Annotated in this window: 14 protein-coding genes; 7 read left to right on the plus strand and 7 right to left on the minus strand. The window is 36.7% G+C overall.

Annotated features, from left to right (window positions below):
- Positions 1 to 68: 68 nt before the first annotated feature.
- Positions 69 to 3,191, plus strand: coding sequence for a PAS domain S-box protein (locus FW778_RS01180; protein WP_150412741.1), 3,123 nt, complete (start codon positions 69 to 71; stop codon positions 3,189 to 3,191).
- A gap of 7 nt (positions 3,192 to 3,198) precedes the next feature.
- Here the strand turns inward: FW778_RS01180 and FW778_RS01185 are convergent, their stop codons facing one another.
- Positions 3,199 to 3,543, minus strand: a complete 345-nt coding sequence (locus tag FW778_RS01185) for a HesB/IscA family protein (RefSeq protein WP_150412742.1) — start codon at positions 3,541 to 3,543, stop codon at positions 3,199 to 3,201.
- A gap of 131 nt (positions 3,544 to 3,674) precedes the next feature.
- Here FW778_RS01185 and FW778_RS01190 point away from each other — a divergent pair, with 131 nt between their 5' ends.
- From FW778_RS01190 to FW778_RS01200, 3 genes are read left to right on the plus strand one after another with little or no spacing between them, the layout of a single operon-like run.
- Complete coding sequence (locus tag FW778_RS01190) at positions 3,675 to 4,184, plus strand: DUF7935 family protein (RefSeq protein WP_150412743.1); 510 nt, start codon at positions 3,675 to 3,677, stop codon at positions 4,182 to 4,184.
- Positions 4,185 to 4,229: 45 nt separating this feature from the next.
- Positions 4,230 to 5,807: an acyl-CoA mutase large subunit family protein gene (locus FW778_RS01195; protein ID WP_150412744.1), complete on the plus strand. Its 1,578-nt coding sequence runs from the start codon at positions 4,230 to 4,232 to the stop codon at positions 5,805 to 5,807.
- An 18-nt stretch (positions 5,808 to 5,825) separates the two neighbouring features.
- Entirely contained in the window at positions 5,826 to 6,263 is a 438-nt protein-coding gene (locus FW778_RS01200; protein WP_150412745.1) for an MBL fold metallo-hydrolase, read from the plus strand.
- 4 nt (positions 6,264 to 6,267) lie between these two features.
- On the opposite strand, the gene FW778_RS01205 is transcribed toward FW778_RS01200, so the two are convergent.
- Positions 6,268 to 9,036: a putative LPS assembly protein LptD gene (locus tag FW778_RS01205; RefSeq protein WP_150412746.1), complete on the minus strand. Its 2,769-nt coding sequence runs from the start codon at positions 9,034 to 9,036 to the stop codon at positions 6,268 to 6,270.
- Between the two features lie 140 nt (positions 9,037 to 9,176).
- On the opposite strand from FW778_RS01205, the gene FW778_RS01210 reads away from it, so the two are divergent.
- The 3 genes from FW778_RS01210 (at position 9,177) to FW778_RS01220 (ending at position 13,413) form a co-directional block, all read left to right on the plus strand.
- Positions 9,177 to 10,151 (plus strand): N-acetylmuramoyl-L-alanine amidase family protein, encoded by a 975-nt coding sequence (locus FW778_RS01210; protein ID WP_150412747.1) that lies wholly within the window; start codon positions 9,177 to 9,179, stop codon positions 10,149 to 10,151.
- A gap of 190 nt (positions 10,152 to 10,341) precedes the next feature.
- Positions 10,342 to 11,352: an MlaD family protein gene (locus FW778_RS01215; protein WP_150412748.1), complete on the plus strand. Its 1,011-nt coding sequence runs from the start codon at positions 10,342 to 10,344 to the stop codon at positions 11,350 to 11,352.
- The gene (locus FW778_RS01220) at positions 11,353 to 13,413 is read left to right on the plus strand and encodes an OstA-like protein (protein ID WP_150412749.1); all 2,061 of its coding nucleotides are present in this window, start codon (positions 11,353 to 11,355) and stop codon (positions 13,411 to 13,413) included.
- A 28-nt stretch (positions 13,414 to 13,441) separates the two neighbouring features.
- Here the strand turns inward: FW778_RS01220 and FW778_RS01225 are convergent, their stop codons facing one another.
- The 5 genes from FW778_RS01225 to FW778_RS01245 all read right to left on the minus strand — a co-directional run bounded on the left by FW778_RS01225 (position 13,442) and on the right by FW778_RS01245 (position 17,045).
- Positions 13,442 to 13,849 carry a hypothetical protein gene (locus FW778_RS01225; RefSeq protein WP_150412750.1) on the minus strand — a complete coding sequence of 136 codons (408 nt, stop codon included), beginning with the start codon at positions 13,847 to 13,849 and terminating at the stop codon, positions 13,442 to 13,444.
- A gap of 149 nt (positions 13,850 to 13,998) precedes the next feature.
- Positions 13,999 to 14,454, minus strand: a complete 456-nt coding sequence (locus FW778_RS01230) for an SET domain-containing protein (protein ID WP_150412751.1) — start codon at positions 14,452 to 14,454, stop codon at positions 13,999 to 14,001.
- A 73-nt stretch (positions 14,455 to 14,527) separates the two neighbouring features.
- Positions 14,528 to 15,769 carry an MFS transporter gene (locus FW778_RS01235; protein ID WP_150412752.1) on the minus strand — a complete coding sequence of 414 codons (1,242 nt, stop codon included), beginning with the start codon at positions 15,767 to 15,769 and terminating at the stop codon, positions 14,528 to 14,530.
- A gap of 45 nt (positions 15,770 to 15,814) precedes the next feature.
- A complete protein-coding gene (locus FW778_RS01240; RefSeq protein ID WP_150412753.1) occupies positions 15,815 to 16,111 on the minus strand; it encodes a DUF1330 domain-containing protein in 297 nt (98 codons plus the stop codon).
- A gap of 178 nt (positions 16,112 to 16,289) precedes the next feature.
- The gene (locus tag FW778_RS01245) at positions 16,290 to 17,045 is read right to left on the minus strand and encodes a molybdopterin-dependent oxidoreductase (protein ID WP_150412754.1); all 756 of its coding nucleotides are present in this window, start codon (positions 17,043 to 17,045) and stop codon (positions 16,290 to 16,292) included.
- Positions 17,046 to 17,049: the final 4 nt, after the last annotated feature.

Here is a 17,049-nt window from a genome sequence, read left to right on the forward strand (position 1 = left end):
ATTAAGACGAGAGTGTATTTAGAATGTTGCTGTTAATATAATTCAAAGCCTGTCAAACCCAAGGAAAGATGAAAATAAGAAGAGGAACTTCATCTCTTATAAAGAGAGCTGTTGTTTTTATCGCCATTGTAACAGGTTGTATTGTTTTGGCTGGTTGGTTTTTTAATATCCCGGCTCTTAAAAGTTTGCTCCCGCGCTATGGCATCATGAAGATCAATACGGCTATTTGTTTTGTTCTTTCTGGGCTTACTCTTTACCTTCTTCACGAGGGTTCATCAGTTAATAAAATCAAACAAATTATTGCTTATGTTTCATCATCGCTGATTTTAGTGATAGGTGTTTTATCGCTATGTTATTATGTTTTTGGATGGGACGGCGGCATAAACGAACTGTTTTGGAATGCAAAAATGCAAAACGTCGGCGACAGCTATTACGGCAGAATGAGCCTGATAGTGGCCTTTAATTTTACCTTCCTTGGTTTAATTTTCCTTCTCCTGGGAAAAAGAAAATATAATTTAATTATCCAGGTATTATTAGTTGCAATGATCCCTGGTTCTTTAGTTGTCATCCTAAGCCATCTTTTCGGCATTAGCTTTTTGACTTCTATTCCGTTACAGGCACCTACATCCATGCTTACGGCAATATTGTTTATTGTCTTATTCATTGGCATATTTATAAGTCCGGCGCTTGAGTTTATACAATTTTCTTTCGTAAAAAAAATTGCTGTCTTTTTTGTCCTGGTCGTCCTGCTTCGCGGTACTGTTTTTTTTGCCATAGACCGCAACAATCAACTTTCATCCGGTGAGGATAAATTGATGGCAAATAAGCATGATTTTTTTTTATTGGCTGAAAAAATAAATGCAAAATGTAATTATATCCAAAGCGCCACACGAGGTTACATTATTTCCGGAGGGGATACACCTTCTCCTCTTTTAAATCAAACTATAGATTCAGTTAACAATATTATTACACACCTTAGAACAGTAACTAAAGATAATATTCTGCAACGCGTAAAGCTGCACTCACTTACGAGTTCTTTTAATGCGTTTGTAAACTCTCAAAATGAATTAGTAAATGTTCGGAAAAATAATGGGTTTGATGCTGCTCAAAAAATCGTTAAAAGTGGCCAGGAGATTGAATTGCTCAATAATGTACGCTTTATGGTTTCAACTGTCGAGCAAAAGGAAGACGAGATTCTTGGCCTTCGTAAATCTCAAAACGAACTTATAGTAAAAAACTCGTCCAAAATATTTACACTATTCCAGCTTATTGCGGGTTTGCTGATGGTGATTGCTTTTAAAATGATATACGATCACGTACGACTGAGAAATAAGATAGAAGAAGCGCTCAAAAAAAGTTTACAAGAAACATCCGATTATAAGTATGCATTAAACGAATCATCTATCGTGTCTATCACAGACGAGAAAGGCATCATCAAACACGTAAACGATAACTTTTGCAAAATCTCAAAGCACAGCAGAGAAGAACTGATAGGACAAGATCATATTATGCTGAATTCAGGCTACCACACTAAAGAATTTATGCGTGACATATGGCTTACGATAGAAAATGGAAAAGTATGGAGAGGAGAATTAAATAACAAAGCAAAAGATGGAACTTGTTATTGGGTAGATACTATTATTGTTCCTTTTATTAATGAAGCGGGTAAACCTTATCAATATCTCGCTCTACGGTCGGATATAACCCGACGCAAAAAACTGGAAGCTGAAATATTACAAATGAACCAGAATTTACAGGTAAGAGTAGAGGAAAAGACAAAGGAAATAATCGAAAAAGAACAACAGTACAGATTTGTTCTTCAAAACATGCGGGAAGGCATACAACTTATCGGCTTCGACTGGAAATATTTATTTGTTAATAGCTCTGCTGCAGAACATAGCAAATATTCCGATTATGAATTGCCCGGGAATACCTTAATGGAAAGATATCCAGGTGTTGAAAAAACGGAATTGTTCCGGGTGCTGGAAAATTGCATGAAAAACCGCTGCCCGAAAATATTTGAAAATGAATTTACATTCCCTGATGGCACCAGGCGATGGTTTGAATTGAGTATCCAGCCCGTTCCTGAAGGGCTCTTTATTCTTTCGATGGATATTGAAGAACGAAAAAAAGTAGAACAACAGTTACAGGAAAGCGAACGATTTCTTAGTGAATCCCAAAAGGTTTCAAAAATAGGAAGCTACGTACTCGATTTAAAAAATGGAACCTGGAAAGCTTCCGAGGCATTAGATAATATTTTTGGGTTAACGTCGAATAGTAACCATACTACAGAATTGTGGATATCAATGCTCCATCCCGATGACCGGGGCATGATGCAGGAATATTTCGCACAGGAGGTTATAAGCAAAAAGAAACGCTTCGATAAAGAATACAAAATAATCAATCAAAAAACAATGAAAGAACTTTGTGTGCACGGTATTGGGGATTTAGAAATGGATAGTAACGGAAATATTGTTAAGATGCTGGGAACAATACAGGATATCACGGAAAGAAAAAACCTAGAAAAAGAATTAGCAAATCAAAAACTTAACGAACAGAAAATTATTAATGAAACTACAATACAAGCGCAGGAAAAAGAAAGAAAAGAATTAGGCAGAGAACTTCATGATAATGTGAACCAAATTCTTGCCACCGTTAAAATGTACCTGGGCATGGTGAATGCCGGCGATTCTTCAACCGAAGATAATCTCTTAGAAAAAAGCTATGAATATGTAAATGAAGCAATGAAGGAGATCAGAAAATTGTCTCATTCACTCGTTGCTCCATCGCTGGGCGACGTTGGATTGAAAGAAGCGTTAAAGATTCTTGCAGATGATACCAATTTGTTAAACGGCCTTAAAGTTGAACTGCATATTGATGAAAAATATAATGAAAAGAACATCGATAAAACCAAAGAATTGATGCTCTATCGGGTAGTGCAGGAGCAATTGACCAACATCACCAAATATTCCAGGGCAAAAGAAGCTTCGATTACATTAAAAAAAACTGATAACACGTTATTCCTCACCATTGCGGATAATGGTGTTGGATTCGATACTACGCAAAAATCTAAAGGCATTGGTCTTACTAATATGAAAAGCCGGATAGAATATTATTCCGGCAACCTGAATATCATTTCAGCGCCGCGTAAAGGATGTAAACTTGAGATTTCGATACCGGCCGTTTCTTAGCAGGAATTTAAACACCAAATGAACTGCCGCAACCGCAGGTTGAACTGGCGTTTGGATTATTAAAAGTAAATCCTCTTGAATTGAGCCCACCTTCAAAATTAATTTCCATATCTAAAAGATAAATGCCGTGTGCGGGGTTCATAATGCAAGGAATCCCATCTACTTCAAAATATTCATCTTTCTCTGTCTTCGTATCAAAATCAAGGATATACGACATTCCTGAGCAACCGCCTCCTTTCACTCCAACCCGCAAAAATTTTTGGGTATCAAATTTATCTTCTCCCATTAGTCTCTTTATCTCATTAATAGCGCCGCTGGTAAAGGTTACAGGAGTTTTATTTATAGTTTCCATAATTTTTTAATTAAGATGAAAATAAGTTCGCTGCAGAAACGTTTCTAATTCTTCAATTTAACCTTGTTATTCATTTGCAAATTTACGATCCTTTCTTTAGGGAATTATTATTTTTGACTTAAATTATTATAATGTCAACATTTGAAACTATTGTTGTTATTCTACTTGGCGTAATTTTTTTAGCTGTTATCTGGATGATAACAGATTTTTCCTCTTTAAAAAAAGATATTAAAGAGAAAACAGTTACCAATCCTGAAACACTCAAACTGAGATTGCAGGCGTATGAAAGGCTTACATTACTTGCAGAAAGAATATCGCTCCAGAATTTATTATCACGTGTACCTAATGCCGGCCTTTCTTCCCGGCAAATGCAATCGTCACTCGTAGATGCTATTAAACAGGAATACGATTATAATATCAGCCAGCAGGTATATGTTTCCCCGGAGTTGTGGAGAGCGGTAAATAATCTTAAAGAACAAAATATTTATGTGGTAAACCAATTGGCGGCGACGATGCCTTTCCAGGCTTCTGCAATGGACCTTAATAAGCAGATTATAGATTTTTTGATTAACAATCCCAAAGCCTCTCTTCATAATATTGTTTTGGAAGCCCTTAACTTTGAGGCCAAGAAAATAATGTAAGCCATTCAATTTCATTTTTCATGAGAATGGTTTTTAATTTGAAAAATGAAAGACGAGGATAACAAATACACCGACAGCGGGATAGAAATACAGAAGGTCTACACTTATCCTGATTTATATAACTCCCCTGCTCCAAAAGGTTTCCGGGAAAATCCGGGAGAATTTCCTTTTACACGTGGCGTACAAGCCGATATGTACCGCGGCAGGTTTTGGACTATGCGCCAGTATGCCGGATTTAGTACTGCAGAAGAAAGCAACAGGCGATATCATTATCTTATTTCGCAAGGCGTCAATGGGCTAAGCGTTGCATTTGATTTGCCAACACAAATTGGTTACGATAGCGATCATGAATTGTCAGAAGGTGAAGTAGGAAAAGTAGGCGTTGCAATTGATTCTATCCACGACATGGAAGCCTTGTTTAAAGGTATCCGGTTGCAGGATATTTCAACTTCGATGACCATTAATGCCACAGGTTTCATTTTGCTGGCTTTTTATGTAGCTATTGCCAAAAAACAAAATGCGGATTTGGTCCAGATCCAGGGCACAATACAAAATGATATTTTAAAAGAATATGCTGCAAGAGGTACTTACATTTATCCGCCCAAACCTTCAATGCGTATTGTCACCGATATTTTCGAATGGTGCAGCAAAGAACTTCCCAAATGGAATACCATTTCAATTTCAGGCTATCATATTCGCGAAGCGGGAAGCACAGCAGTGCAGGAAATAGCTTTTACGCTTGCTAACGGTAAGGCTTACGTGCAGGCTGCCATAAATAAAGGGCTCGATATAAACGTTTTTGGCAAAAGGCTCTCCTTCTTTTTTAATGCACATAATAACCTTTTCGAGGAAGTTGCCAAATTCAGAGCTGCAAGAAGAATGTGGGCTAAAATTATGAAAGATGCCGGCGCTACTGATGAAAAAGCTATGATGTTGCGTTTTCATTCGCAGACAGGTGGAAGCACCCTAACGGCGCAACAACCATTGAACAATATAAGCCGCGTTACAGTTCAATCACTTGCTGCAGTGCTCGGGGGAACTCAAAGTCTTCATACTAACGGTTACGATGAAGCGCTGAACCTTCCAACAGAAGAAGCTGCGTCAATAGCATTGCGCACACAACAGATTATTGCATTCGAAAGCGGTGTATCCGACACCGCAGACCCGCTGGCAGGCAGTTACTTCGTTGAAAAACTTACCGCGGAAGTTGAGAGCGCCGCCTGGGAGTTAATAGACACAATTGATAAAATGGGAGGCGCGGTCGCAGCTATTGAACAGGGATTTATTCAAAATGAAATTGCTTCAAGTGCTTATGCTTATCAGCAGAAAGTGGAATCTGGCCAAAAAATAATAGTAGGGGTAAATTCGTTTACAACAAAGCAGGAAATTACACCACCTTCTTTTAAAATAAATGATAACATAAGGAAGTTACAAACTGACAAATTGAATTTATTACGAAAGGAAAGAAACAACGCCGCTTCATCAGAATGTTTAAAAAAAATTAAAGAACACGCAACTAATAATCAAAATTTAATGCCTGTTGTAATAAAAGCCGTTGAAAATTTTTGCACCCTGGGCGAAATATCAGACGCGTTAAGATCTGTTTTTGGTGAACACAAATAATCTGTATCAAATTTTTATATGAAACAAGTTTTATTATTGATTTTTTTATTTTCATTCACTTCCGTAACAAAGGCTCAAAAGTATGCGTTGCTCGATCAACACATTGCTGAGCCTGTTAAATATGCTAATGCGGTTACCACTGCAGATAAACTCGACGATCTATTACCTGTTGAAAAAAAGCGTATTCCTGAATTCTTGAAAGCTTTGAAAGAAATAGAAAGCAGGCTTACATCAACTCCTCCGTTTGGTAAAGTGAAGCAATATGAAATCGGTTGTATAAAATTTAACGGAAGCGTGATTACGCTCGCTGCCGGAGAAAGAATTGATTATGTTATTACCTCAAGCTGCGATGGGGTTCGAATTTCCATGCATTTATCAGATGCAAAGCTTAGTAATAAAAGCAATGCTTTTTTTATTAAAACGTGGATCAAGTATATCGAAAGCTACGTGAAGTAACGGACTAAAGATTATTGTAAAAATACCTCGTGCGGTTAACTCTTAAATCCCGTAGCAATGCGGATTTAGGACTGATGCTGATGCTAAAAAAGCGATAGATGCCAACCGGGGAAAGCGATATCGACATTTGCCAGCAATGCATATCCCTTGAAAGCGTACCCGAAATGGTATTGATTTGACCCTGTGTAATGTTATAATAACCATTGACCGATGCCTGCCATTTTTTTGTTATTCCCAGCGTTCCTCCAAAATTTACATTTTGAGAGAATGTAGTAACATATCCCTGCGGAACTGTAAAGTTTTTACTATAGGTGAGAGAATACGAAAGATTTACTGACCATGGAATACTAAAATCTGCAAATTCCCCCGGATTATTTCTTATGTAAGCTGATTCAGCATCGTATTGATCCTGCGTGTAACCAAGGTCGTTAATATCATTAGTATTAGAGGTAAGTTCGGCTTTCTTTGAACCATCTTTTTTATTTCCGCCTTGCAGAGAAGTTGATAAGGAGATGTTGCCGGAAATCAGCCTGCCCAAGGTCAGGAACTTACGTTTCCACACTAAGGTTCTTATCCTGCGACCTTGTGCATCTATTTCATAAGGATCTAAAATACCGCTTGCTGTTATATTGATTTTATTAAAAAGATTAGTTCTCAGGCTTATGGGGAAATCGCTTAAAGGAAAGCTCAGCGAATCAGCAAAAAAATTATAGCTGCCATTAATACTTAATCCATCCAGTATCGATATTTTTTTAATTGCATTTTGACCTGTATCTTTTTTATTGCGCACCTTCATTGATATATTATTATCGATACCAAAATTAAGCCCGCCAAATCTCCCCGGTGAATAGGGGCCGAAAATATTGTTCCTTTGATAAACAGAAAATTGCTGCCTATGCCCTGCCGTATCGTATTGGACACTATAAAAACTGGTTTTATTAAACTCTGGCTTATAGCTTATACCAAACGTTGGAGTTATTTCATGACGTACGGCCATTATTTTTGCATTCTTATTTTTTGCAGTTATCAGCCCAAAAATTCTTGTAGATACACTTAACCCAAAAGTCATTTGTCTTGCCGCATAAAATCCCTTCTGCACTGAAGTATCTAACCTTTTGTTGACAGCGTCCCAGCTATATCTAGTTTTGGTCTGGTACCATGTTTCATCATAACTAACGGAGGGGCCTACCTGAAATGCGCCTATTTGAGGAAGCGACAATGAGATGGGTACAGAATGATGGAAACCGTATTGAAGAGTGTCTGCAATTTGCTTGAAAATATTGCGAGCCGTATCATAAAATGAAAACCGGTTTTGCGCATTTCCATTATAAGCAATACCTATATTTTCATACCATTTAGGTGTACCCACAAAATCCTTTTTCCTGAAAGGATAAATTGTTGCCACGTTAAATCCTACAGTGGGCAACTCAACGTTTATAATTTTTAAATTAGTATTCTGGTTGTGGTTTGCAGTGACTGTTAAATTAAACGGCTTATCCTTCCATGTTTTAGAATATGCTATAGACGAATAAAGCTGGTTGGAATAATTTAACTGGGGCTCATTAGGAACATTACGGTTATAACTGCTACTTCCTGCATTTACATTTGCCGAAAAAGTTACGCCGGGCCTTGCCTTGGAATCCATACTGTGGCTCCACGCAATGTGATAACTTCGGTTGTGAGAAAAATCGGGATCCCCTTTAAAGTTGGTATTAAAATTTTGAACATCAAACTGCAATCTTCCATTATACCGATAATTCTTTTTGTAGGTTGGGTTCACGCTAAAAGTCCAGCCACCATACGAATAAATACTCGTCCTGAAAATAACATCCCAATAATCACTTATCACTTTATAGTAACCCAGGTTTTCCAGGCCAAGGCCTCGCTGCTGATTTGTGGTAAAGGTTGCCTGCAGTAAACCTGAATGCCTTTCCTGGTTCAGCGGGTAAATACCAAAAGGAAAATAAATAGGGATAGGCACACCTTCGAACTCTGGATGTACCGGCCCCGTAATGGCCATTTTATTATTAATAAATTTTATTTTATTACTTACAAATGCAAAGTGTGGGGTGTCAAGGTTACATGTTGTGAATCTTCCCCGTAAAGCATAAAAAACATTGTTATCAACCTTTTTAATAGTTTGGCCGTACACGTACATTTCTCCCTGCGTAGTATAAGTGCTTTTGGTAAGGCCTTTCCCGCTTTTCATATTAAACTTTATGGAATCGCTTTCGGAAAGAAAATCACCTTGTTTGTAGGTTGGCAATGAAATTACTTTACCCGTACTATCTCGCTTTATTGATGCGATAATATTACCGGTTTCCTGGTCTAATGTAATAATAGGGGCTGTAAGATTATTGTCTTTATATTGCGTAGTGGCTTTCTTTCCGTAGAGTGTTATCATTTTGCCAGGAACATTCACCACCATTGAATCTTCTGCTGAATACTCAATTACAGTATCCGGCGCATTTTTAGAAGTTACAAAATTTAATGTATCTGCTTTCGATTTTAATGCCGTCGTATCTCCAGGAAGAGAATCTTTTTTATTTATATTGAGACTATCATTTTTATTCAAAGGAATTGTATCGGACACTACAATTTTTTGGGGTAAAGTATCGTTTTCAGATTTTAGCTTTTTATCAACAGTAATATTTTTTTTCTTTGCCGGTATTACTGTGTCGGCATGTGAAGTTAACGAACTGTGAAAATAAAATTGATGAACACGTTTATCCTTGCTTTGAACCGTTAGAATACATATAACAACTGATATCATCAATGACAATATGTATTTTACGCTAACTTTGTTTATCATGTTCATAGCAGTAGGAAACAAAAATAGAGATAATCCAATTAAGGATTTGTGAAGATTACGAACCGAGAAAATACTGATTCCATTAAAACCACATAAATAAAATGTTTGAACTCAAAAAACCGTTTAATTTTTTTTTATTATTATCATCACTCTTACTGCTTTGCTCAGTTACTCAAGCACAAACAATAAAAAAAATAAAAACAATAATTGTGGACGCAGGCCACGGTGGAAGCGATGATGGAGCAAGAAGTGAATACGAAGGTTCATTAAATTCCAAAGAAAAAAATGTAACACTGGCTATTGCACTAAAATTAGTTGACGAATTGAAGAAGGAATTGCCGGATGTTAATATCGTTCCTACCCGTACTACAGATATTTATCAAAATCCCAGGGAAAAGGCAAGGATTGCCAATGAAAATCATGGTGACCTGTTTGTGTGCATACATGCAGATGCTGTAGTTTTAAGAACTGCATCGAGAATTATTGGCCATCGTAAGGAAACTTATTACACAGTACGATATGTTGGTAAAGGTAAAAAAAGAAAAAAAATCCGCACTCCGCATACGCATGTGGTTCCAATAAGAGAATATTATAAACTGCCTACTGAAAGAAAAGGCACGAGTACACTAATTATTGCATCGCATAAAACAAGTGCAAAAACAGAAGCATTAGAGGCTAGCGAAATGCAGTTTAACACTGATGCAAACGATAGCACGCTCGACATCAATTATGACAGTCCGGAGTGGAAAGCCAGTGCCCTGTTGTATACGCAAAAATTTTTTAAGAGAAGCTACCAGTTAGCCACAGATGTCCAGGACGAAATTGAAGCAACGGGAAGAGACAACCTTGGCGTGTGGCAACGTCAAAAAGGAATCTGGGTATTACAGGCAACACAGATGCCTGCTGTATTAATTGAAACAGGCTTTATTGATAACTACCAGGATGAAAGATATCTTAATAGCGAAAAAGGACAGCAGGAGATTGCAGAATCGATAACCCGGGCCCTCATTAAATATAAAAACCAGGTAGAATCCCGGCCAGTTGTAAATGCCGATGCAATGACAACAACACAATAATAACTTAACCTTTACTGCACAAACAAGTTCACAAATTCTTGGGTTAAAGAATCCATTTAAATTTATTCCTGAATTTTAATGAGGTATGGCACGCTTCCTACCATCAAAGATTCACTATTTTCGCAACGCTAATCTTAATTATTGTTAACCGGAAATAAACAAACCTGCTTTATTACGAAATAAAAAAAATATGAAAATCAATAACGAAACCAAAATAGGGATTATGGCTGTGGTCGGCATAGTGCTGCTGGTATTGGGCTTTAATTTTCTAAAGGGCAATAATCTTTTCAAAAAAAATAAGTTTATATACGCCAAATACCAGGACGTGCAGGGACTTGCTAAATCCAATCCGGTAGTAATTAACGGGCTCCAGATCGGGAGAATTGAAAACCTGGATGGTGGCAAAGATATGAAGCAGATAGTGGTAACCGTTAGTCTTATTAAAGATGTAAATATTCCAGATAACTCACTTGCAGTTATCAATCCGAATTTATTGGGCAGCCCTACACTTGAAATCCAATTGGGCAGTTCTACCACTTATTTAAAAAACGGGGATACAGTTTTAACCACACTTAGCGGTGGTGCATTTGATGAAGCTTTAAAAGTTATTAACCCCGTTTTGTATGAAGTAAGGAATGCAGTAAAATCTTTGGACTCGGTACTTCATGTGGTTACCGGGGTTTTTGATCCTACAACTAAAAATAATATAAAGGGAATTGTTGCAAATTTAAATACGACAACAGCATCCTTCGCCTTATCAGCCGCTTCCCTGGAGAAAATTCTTAATGTACAAAATGGAGCTTTGGCAAGCTCTCTTAACAATGTAAGTTCGTTTACTGCCAACCTCAATTCAAACAACGAAAAATTAAATAACATTCTTGAAAGTGCCAGGATTGCCGCAGCAAAATTTGCCGACATTAATTTAAAAACCACATTGGATACTTTAAATATTGCTGTAGATAATTTCAAAAAAGGTTCAGAGAAAATTAACAGTAAAGATGGTTCCCTCGGGTTACTTTTGAATGACACAAAATTGTACGATAACTTGCAATCGACAGCAAACAAATTAAACATTCTTCTTGATGATATAAGAGTTCATCCAAAGCGCTATCTCAATATTTCTGTGTTTGGTAAAAAAGATAAAGGTGATTATTTAAGCGCCCCTTTAATTGACGATACATTAAAATCGGTTAAGAAATAGATGATAACATCAGTAAAAATTATTCTTATTTTTTTTTTACTGCAGGTAAGCTTTGTTTCATTTTCACAAGTGGCTGCTCCACCACCCGGCGATACTTCAATTAATAATACTTCCAAAACTGATACCGTAAAAGAATTTGAAATTATACGGGGGCCAAGTATGCGCAGCATTAATATCGATTCTGTAACTACTTTACAAACCATTGCCGGGGGAGCTATTGTAAAGCAGGGAACCACGATTTTTAACGCAGATAGTATTGCGATTAATCCGACAACACATATAGCTGAAGGATTTGGAAACGTTCATATAAACCAGGCCGATAGCATACAAACCTATGCCCAATACCTTAAATATATTGGCACAGAGAAAACAGCATACCTGCAAAAAGATGTAAAACTCGTTGATAAAAAAGCAACTCTTTTTACACAAGCCCTGGATTATAATCTTGGAACCGGAATTGGAAATTATCATAACGGTGGAAAAGTTATTAATGGCAAAACAACCATCACCAGTAATGATGGAACTTATTATGCCGACACAAAAGACATCTATTTTAAAAATAATGTTGTGGTTAACGAACCTAAAAATCATGTGACAACAGATTCTCTTCTGTATAACATGCAAACGCAGAACTATAATTTAAATGGCAATACCTATATAAAAAGTAAAGAAGCTGAAATATTTACCACCCAGGGCAGTTACGACTTTAAGTCTGATAACGCTTTGTTCACCAGCAGGACAACGGTGAAAGACACGAGTAACAGGATTTACATTGCTAATAACATGGCGATGGATAACAAATCGGGTAGTGCGCAACTGGAAGGCAATGCACTAATAAGAGATTCTGCGGGCGGCTATACTGTTCTGGCGAACCAGATATTCTTAAATAAAAAGACAAATTCATTCCTCGCGACCAGGAAGCCCGTATTAATTATTAAACAAAAAGACGACAGCATTTATGTAGCTGCGGATACTATATTTTCCGGTTATTCAACTGCAGTAAAAAATGAAGAATTTATCTTGAAAAAAGATTCTATTGCTAATGATTCTTTGAACAGGCGGAATATTGCAGACACAGCGTTTGGCTCTGATTCGTTACATCCAAACCTGCAATTAAAAAATTATTCTGAACGAGATTCGGCAACTCATCTTGCGCATGTAATTGATTCTTTACACGAAATTAAAAATGATGGGAAAATTGAACAGGCTAAAAAAGTGAAAGAAAATCCTGCACTAAATGATTCTATAAAAGCACTTGTGCCACACAAAGATTCAGTTCAAATTGATTCTTTGAAGCCAGCCGTAATTAAACAGCAATCAGAAAAACGTGCGGCTGCAAAGGAAGGCCTTCCTTCATCTGATATAGCAACTATCGTCCCAGCGAAAACCGATTCCGTTTCAGTTGATTCGCTGAAGCCGGGTATAACTACCAGGAATATTCGAAGTTTAGATTCCTCAAATGGAAATAGAAAGGACTCATTGAATAAGCGGGATTCATCAAGATATTTTTTGGCATTCCATCATGTAAGAATTTTTAGTGATTCGCTGCAAAGCGTTTGCGACAGTCTTTTCTTTTCAGCAAAAGATTCAGTGTTCCGGCTCTATTATGATCCTGTAATTTGGAGTGGACATTCACAGATAACCGGTGATACCATTTTCTTATACACCAAAAACAAAAAGCCCGAACGCCTTTATGCTTTTGAGAAAGGTATTATTGTAAATAGAACTACCCAGGGATTTTATAACCAGATAAGCGGCAAAACCATTAACGGGTATTTTGTAAATGGAAAAATTGATTATATGCGTGTGAGGGGCTCACAGGCCGAAAGCATTTACTATGCACAGGATAAAGACAGCGCCTACCTGGGCATGAACCGTGCAACAGGCGATGTTATAGATTTATACTTTGTAAAAGATGATCTCGAAAAAGTTCTTTTTGTGAATGATATAAATGGAAAATTTTACCCAATGAAAAGTATTCCGCAGGACCAGAAATATTTAAAAGATTTTATTTGGCTTGACAATAAGCGGCCTAAGAATAAGTTGGAACTTTTTGAATAATTTTTTACGTTTCTTATACTAAACATTATTACTCAGCGCCATTATCTTCCTTGTTCACCAATTTCATGTCTGGAAAAAGCGACACAATGAAAAGCAGCACACAACTGATTATAAGAAGATAGATTCCAAATTTTTTTTCGGGGCAATATGCGTTGTAACACGACGTGAAAAGAATATAGGTCTTTATTAAATAGCCCAAATTTAGAGCTCCCAAGAAAATGAGCGTTCTTTTTGCCCATATCTTATCGAGGTAAATTAAAATAGAAGATACTACTGCAATAAAAACAAAAAAAACGCCTGGTCTTCCATAAATATTTTTTTCAGAAAAAAAGCAGGTAAAATTTTTATTAAGATCTGCATAATAAGTGAGCGGAATAAAACAGCTTACCAATAATAATATACAAGCCAGCCAGCCAATAATTTTGTAATTCTTCATAATTAATAATGCAAATTCTCCTAAACGGGCGATAAATTTTAATTGCGCAAAAGTAGGTTTTTAATACTTAAAGAAAATTTACGTTATTGCAAATGGCAGGCTTTTTTAAGCAAACTGTTTATTGAGGAACGGTGTTGGCGCCTGATAAATTAAACCTGGGTGTGTACTTTCGCAGTCTTTTTCTTTTCCAATGCCGCCTGGTTTTTGTTGAAGGTAAGTATATCCCAATATTCTTTCCCATATGCCACCAGTAATTCAGAATTTGGTGGGATGTCTCTTCTTGATTCAAGAAATACGCGGTTTTCTTCAATTACAAAATGGCAGTTGTTCATTAATTTAATTCCATTTTGAGAACCCTTTGCATCATTCGCATAGCGGGCAAGATTTTTTTTATTATTAGAAGAATCTATAACATGGTAGCGATTGACATAATAGATATAAGCGTTCAATCCATCATGATGATCTACATCTTTCCATGTACTTATTTTTCCTTTATACTCAACAATGCGTTTGCCTTTGGGAATAAATTTTTTTGTGAACAATCCCTTTCCTGCACCTGGTATCGTAGATTTTTTTACCAGGAGATCTTTTTCCATAAATGCCATTAGTGATGTAAAATTTTAGAAGATATATAAAGAATGCAATTTAGAGTAAGCATAAGAAATTCTAACAAGTATTTTATGAGGAAAAGCTTTTTTGAATAATTTTTCTGCCTCCTATGTTTGGTAAAAATCCAGTTATCAATCCAATGAGCGGCAGAAATGCACAAACCTTATACACAAAAAATATACTTGTATGATCTGCTAAAACACCCAACACAGCCGAGCCGATACCGCCCATTCCAAAGGCAAATCCAAAAAATAATCCGGATACCATTCCAACTTTGCCGGGCATTAACTCCTGTGCATAGACCAATATTGCTGAGAAGGCAGATGAAAGAATAAATCCTATAAAAACAGAAAGTATAGTAGTCCAGAATAAATTAACGTGAGGCAACAGTAATGTAAATGGCGCTACTCCCAAAATGGAAAACCAGATTACATATTTACGTCCGAAACGGTCGCCCAGCGGACCTCCTATAAAAGTTCCTGCTGCAACAGCGGCTAAAAAAATAAATAGATGTATCTGAGAATTCTGCACCGATAATCCAAATTTATTTATAAGATAAAAAGTATAATAGCTGCTCATGCTGGCCAAATAAAAATATTTTGAAAAGATGAGCAACAATAAAATAATAACCGAGAGAGTAATTTTCTTTTTAGAAAACAGGTGAACATTTTCTGAAGTCTTGCTATGTTTTCGCTTAATAAGATGAATATTATTTTTATACCATTTACCAATTGTAACAAGAACAACAATGGCAATCATTGCCAATACACCAAAATATAAAATGTGTGTTCTTCCATAGGGAACAATCACAATTGCAGCTAGCAACGGCCCAAATGCACTGCCGGCATTTCCGCCAACCTGGAAGATAGATTGAGCTAATCCACGCTTCCCACCCGAAGCCATATAAGCAACTTTAGAAGCCTCGGGATGAAATATAGATGAGCCGATTCCTATTAATCCAACGGATATTAGAATAGCCTCAAAACTATTGGCAAAAGATAAAAATATTAATCCTGCAAGAGTAAAACTCATACCTATAGCTAACGAAAATGGTTGAGGATTTTTATCTGTGTAATAACCAACAAACGGCTGCAATAAGGAAGCTGTGAGCTGGAAGGTAAATGTGATAAGGCCAACTTGTGCGAAGCTTAAATGAAATGAATTTTTTACTATTGGATAAATTGAAGGAATTAACGACTGAATAGAATCATTCAATAGATGCGAAAAACTAATGCTCAATAAAATCGGAAACACTGTAGCTTCAGCCAGTTTTGTTGCAATCAATTGTTTTTGATAACCCGGGGTGCTCATCTTTTATGAAAAAAATTAAGAGGATAAGAATTACGCAACATTCATTTATAAAAAATTCACACCTTCCACTAAAATCATTTTAGTATCGGCTGCACTTTGCCGTATAGTTTTTGCGATAGCATATTCTGAAGAATTCCACCATTGCCTTGCACTTCCGGCATCCGGAAACTCCAACACCACTACTCTACCGGGTTGCCAATCGCCTTCTAAGGTTTCAGTTGCGCCCCCGCGAACAATAAATTTTCCATCGTATGCCGCAATTGAGGCGGGAGTGAGCTTCTTATACTCTTCATACTTTTCGGTATCATTAATTTTTATTTCTACAATAACGTAAGCAGCCATATATTTTTTATTGAAGATTATTTACAATTGACTTCCAGGGTTGAATTACCTCTAATATCAAAATCAAATTTACAGACTGATTTTTTATTGACGATAAATAATTAACCGGAGAATTGCTATAGGTTTAAAAAGCCCTTTGTATTTTGATCATGAAAGTTGGATGATTTGTGCACCTGTACTATAATCCCGAATAATAATCATATCCCTGGTTATACCAATAATCCGGGGGACGTTCATTACTGAAGGATATTGTGCCGATCCTTTTGAGATGTTTTATGCCATACTTCACGGGAATGATTAAACGCAGTGGATATCCCTGGTTCATGGGCAATGGTTTACCATTCATTTCATAACAAAGGATTGTCTGAGGATGCATCATGCTTGGCATATCTATCCCCACATAATATTTTTTATTGGGTGTTACCAGGCCGGCATATTTCATCTGCGTTTGCGCATTCAGGTTATACTTTGCCGCAAAATCACTGAATTTAACACCGCCCCAATGTGTAACCTGGCTCCAGCCTTCTATACATTTAAAATCAAAAACAATATCCGTTTTTGGTAACGCCTTTATCTCATCAAGTGTCACAAATAAAGTATCTCCGGGCTTACGTATTACCTGCAGTTTCCATGTAGATGGATCAAAGTCTGCTTCCATGCCGACATTGCCATTAACTCTTACGTTTTTTACAGCCTGCGAAACGGGAAACGATTTTGCCAGATGATTGTTGCTTAAAAAATTTGAAAAGAAATTTTCATTTGCATTTAACACAGTTCGTAACGGTTTGGGAACATCTGCCACTTTTGGTTGCTCGTGCAATTTCTGCCATGCAAAAACTGCTGCTGCCAGTAGTAATATAAAAACTGTAAAAGAAATAATAGTTTTATTTCTTAGCTTTTTTTCTGAAACAAGTATTTCTTCTTTATAATCCATTTGT

It is taken from the genome of Ginsengibacter hankyongi (assembly GCF_008710285.1).
Taxonomy (GTDB): domain Bacteria; phylum Bacteroidota; class Bacteroidia; order Chitinophagales; family Chitinophagaceae; genus Ginsengibacter; species Ginsengibacter hankyongi.

Coding starts and splice junctions, on each gene's coding strand:
- FW778_RS01240 (WP_150412753.1), bottom strand. CDS start 16,111: ATGGCTGCTTACGTTATTGTAGAAATAAAAATTAATGATACCGAAAAG.
- FW778_RS01245 (WP_150412754.1), bottom strand. CDS start 17,045: ATGGATTATAAAGAAGAAATACTTGTTTCAGAAAAAAAGCTAAGAAAT.
- FW778_RS01210 (WP_150412747.1), top strand. CDS start 9,177: ATGTTTGAACTCAAAAAACCGTTTAATTTTTTTTTATTATTATCATCA.
- FW778_RS01180 (WP_150412741.1), top strand. CDS start 69: ATGAAAATAAGAAGAGGAACTTCATCTCTTATAAAGAGAGCTGTTGTT.
- FW778_RS01205 (WP_150412746.1), bottom strand. CDS start 9,036: ATGATATCAGTTGTTATATGTATTCTAACGGTTCAAAGCAAGGATAAA.
- FW778_RS01200 (WP_150412745.1), top strand. CDS start 5,826: ATGAAACAAGTTTTATTATTGATTTTTTTATTTTCATTCACTTCCGTA.
- FW778_RS01235 (WP_150412752.1), bottom strand. CDS start 15,769: ATGAGCACCCCGGGTTATCAAAAACAATTGATTGCAACAAAACTGGCT.
- FW778_RS01220 (WP_150412749.1), top strand. CDS start 11,353: ATGATAACATCAGTAAAAATTATTCTTATTTTTTTTTTACTGCAGGTA.
- FW778_RS01185 (WP_150412742.1), bottom strand. CDS start 3,543: ATGGAAACTATAAATAAAACTCCTGTAACCTTTACCAGCGGCGCTATT.
- FW778_RS01195 (WP_150412744.1), top strand. CDS start 4,230: ATGAAAGACGAGGATAACAAATACACCGACAGCGGGATAGAAATACAG.
- FW778_RS01215 (WP_150412748.1), top strand. CDS start 10,342: ATGAAAATCAATAACGAAACCAAAATAGGGATTATGGCTGTGGTCGGC.
- FW778_RS01190 (WP_150412743.1), top strand. CDS start 3,675: ATGTCAACATTTGAAACTATTGTTGTTATTCTACTTGGCGTAATTTTT.
- FW778_RS01225 (WP_150412750.1), bottom strand. CDS start 13,849: ATGAAGAATTACAAAATTATTGGCTGGCTGGCTTGTATATTATTATTG.
- FW778_RS01230 (WP_150412751.1), bottom strand. CDS start 14,454: ATGGCATTTATGGAAAAAGATCTCCTGGTAAAAAAATCTACGATACCA.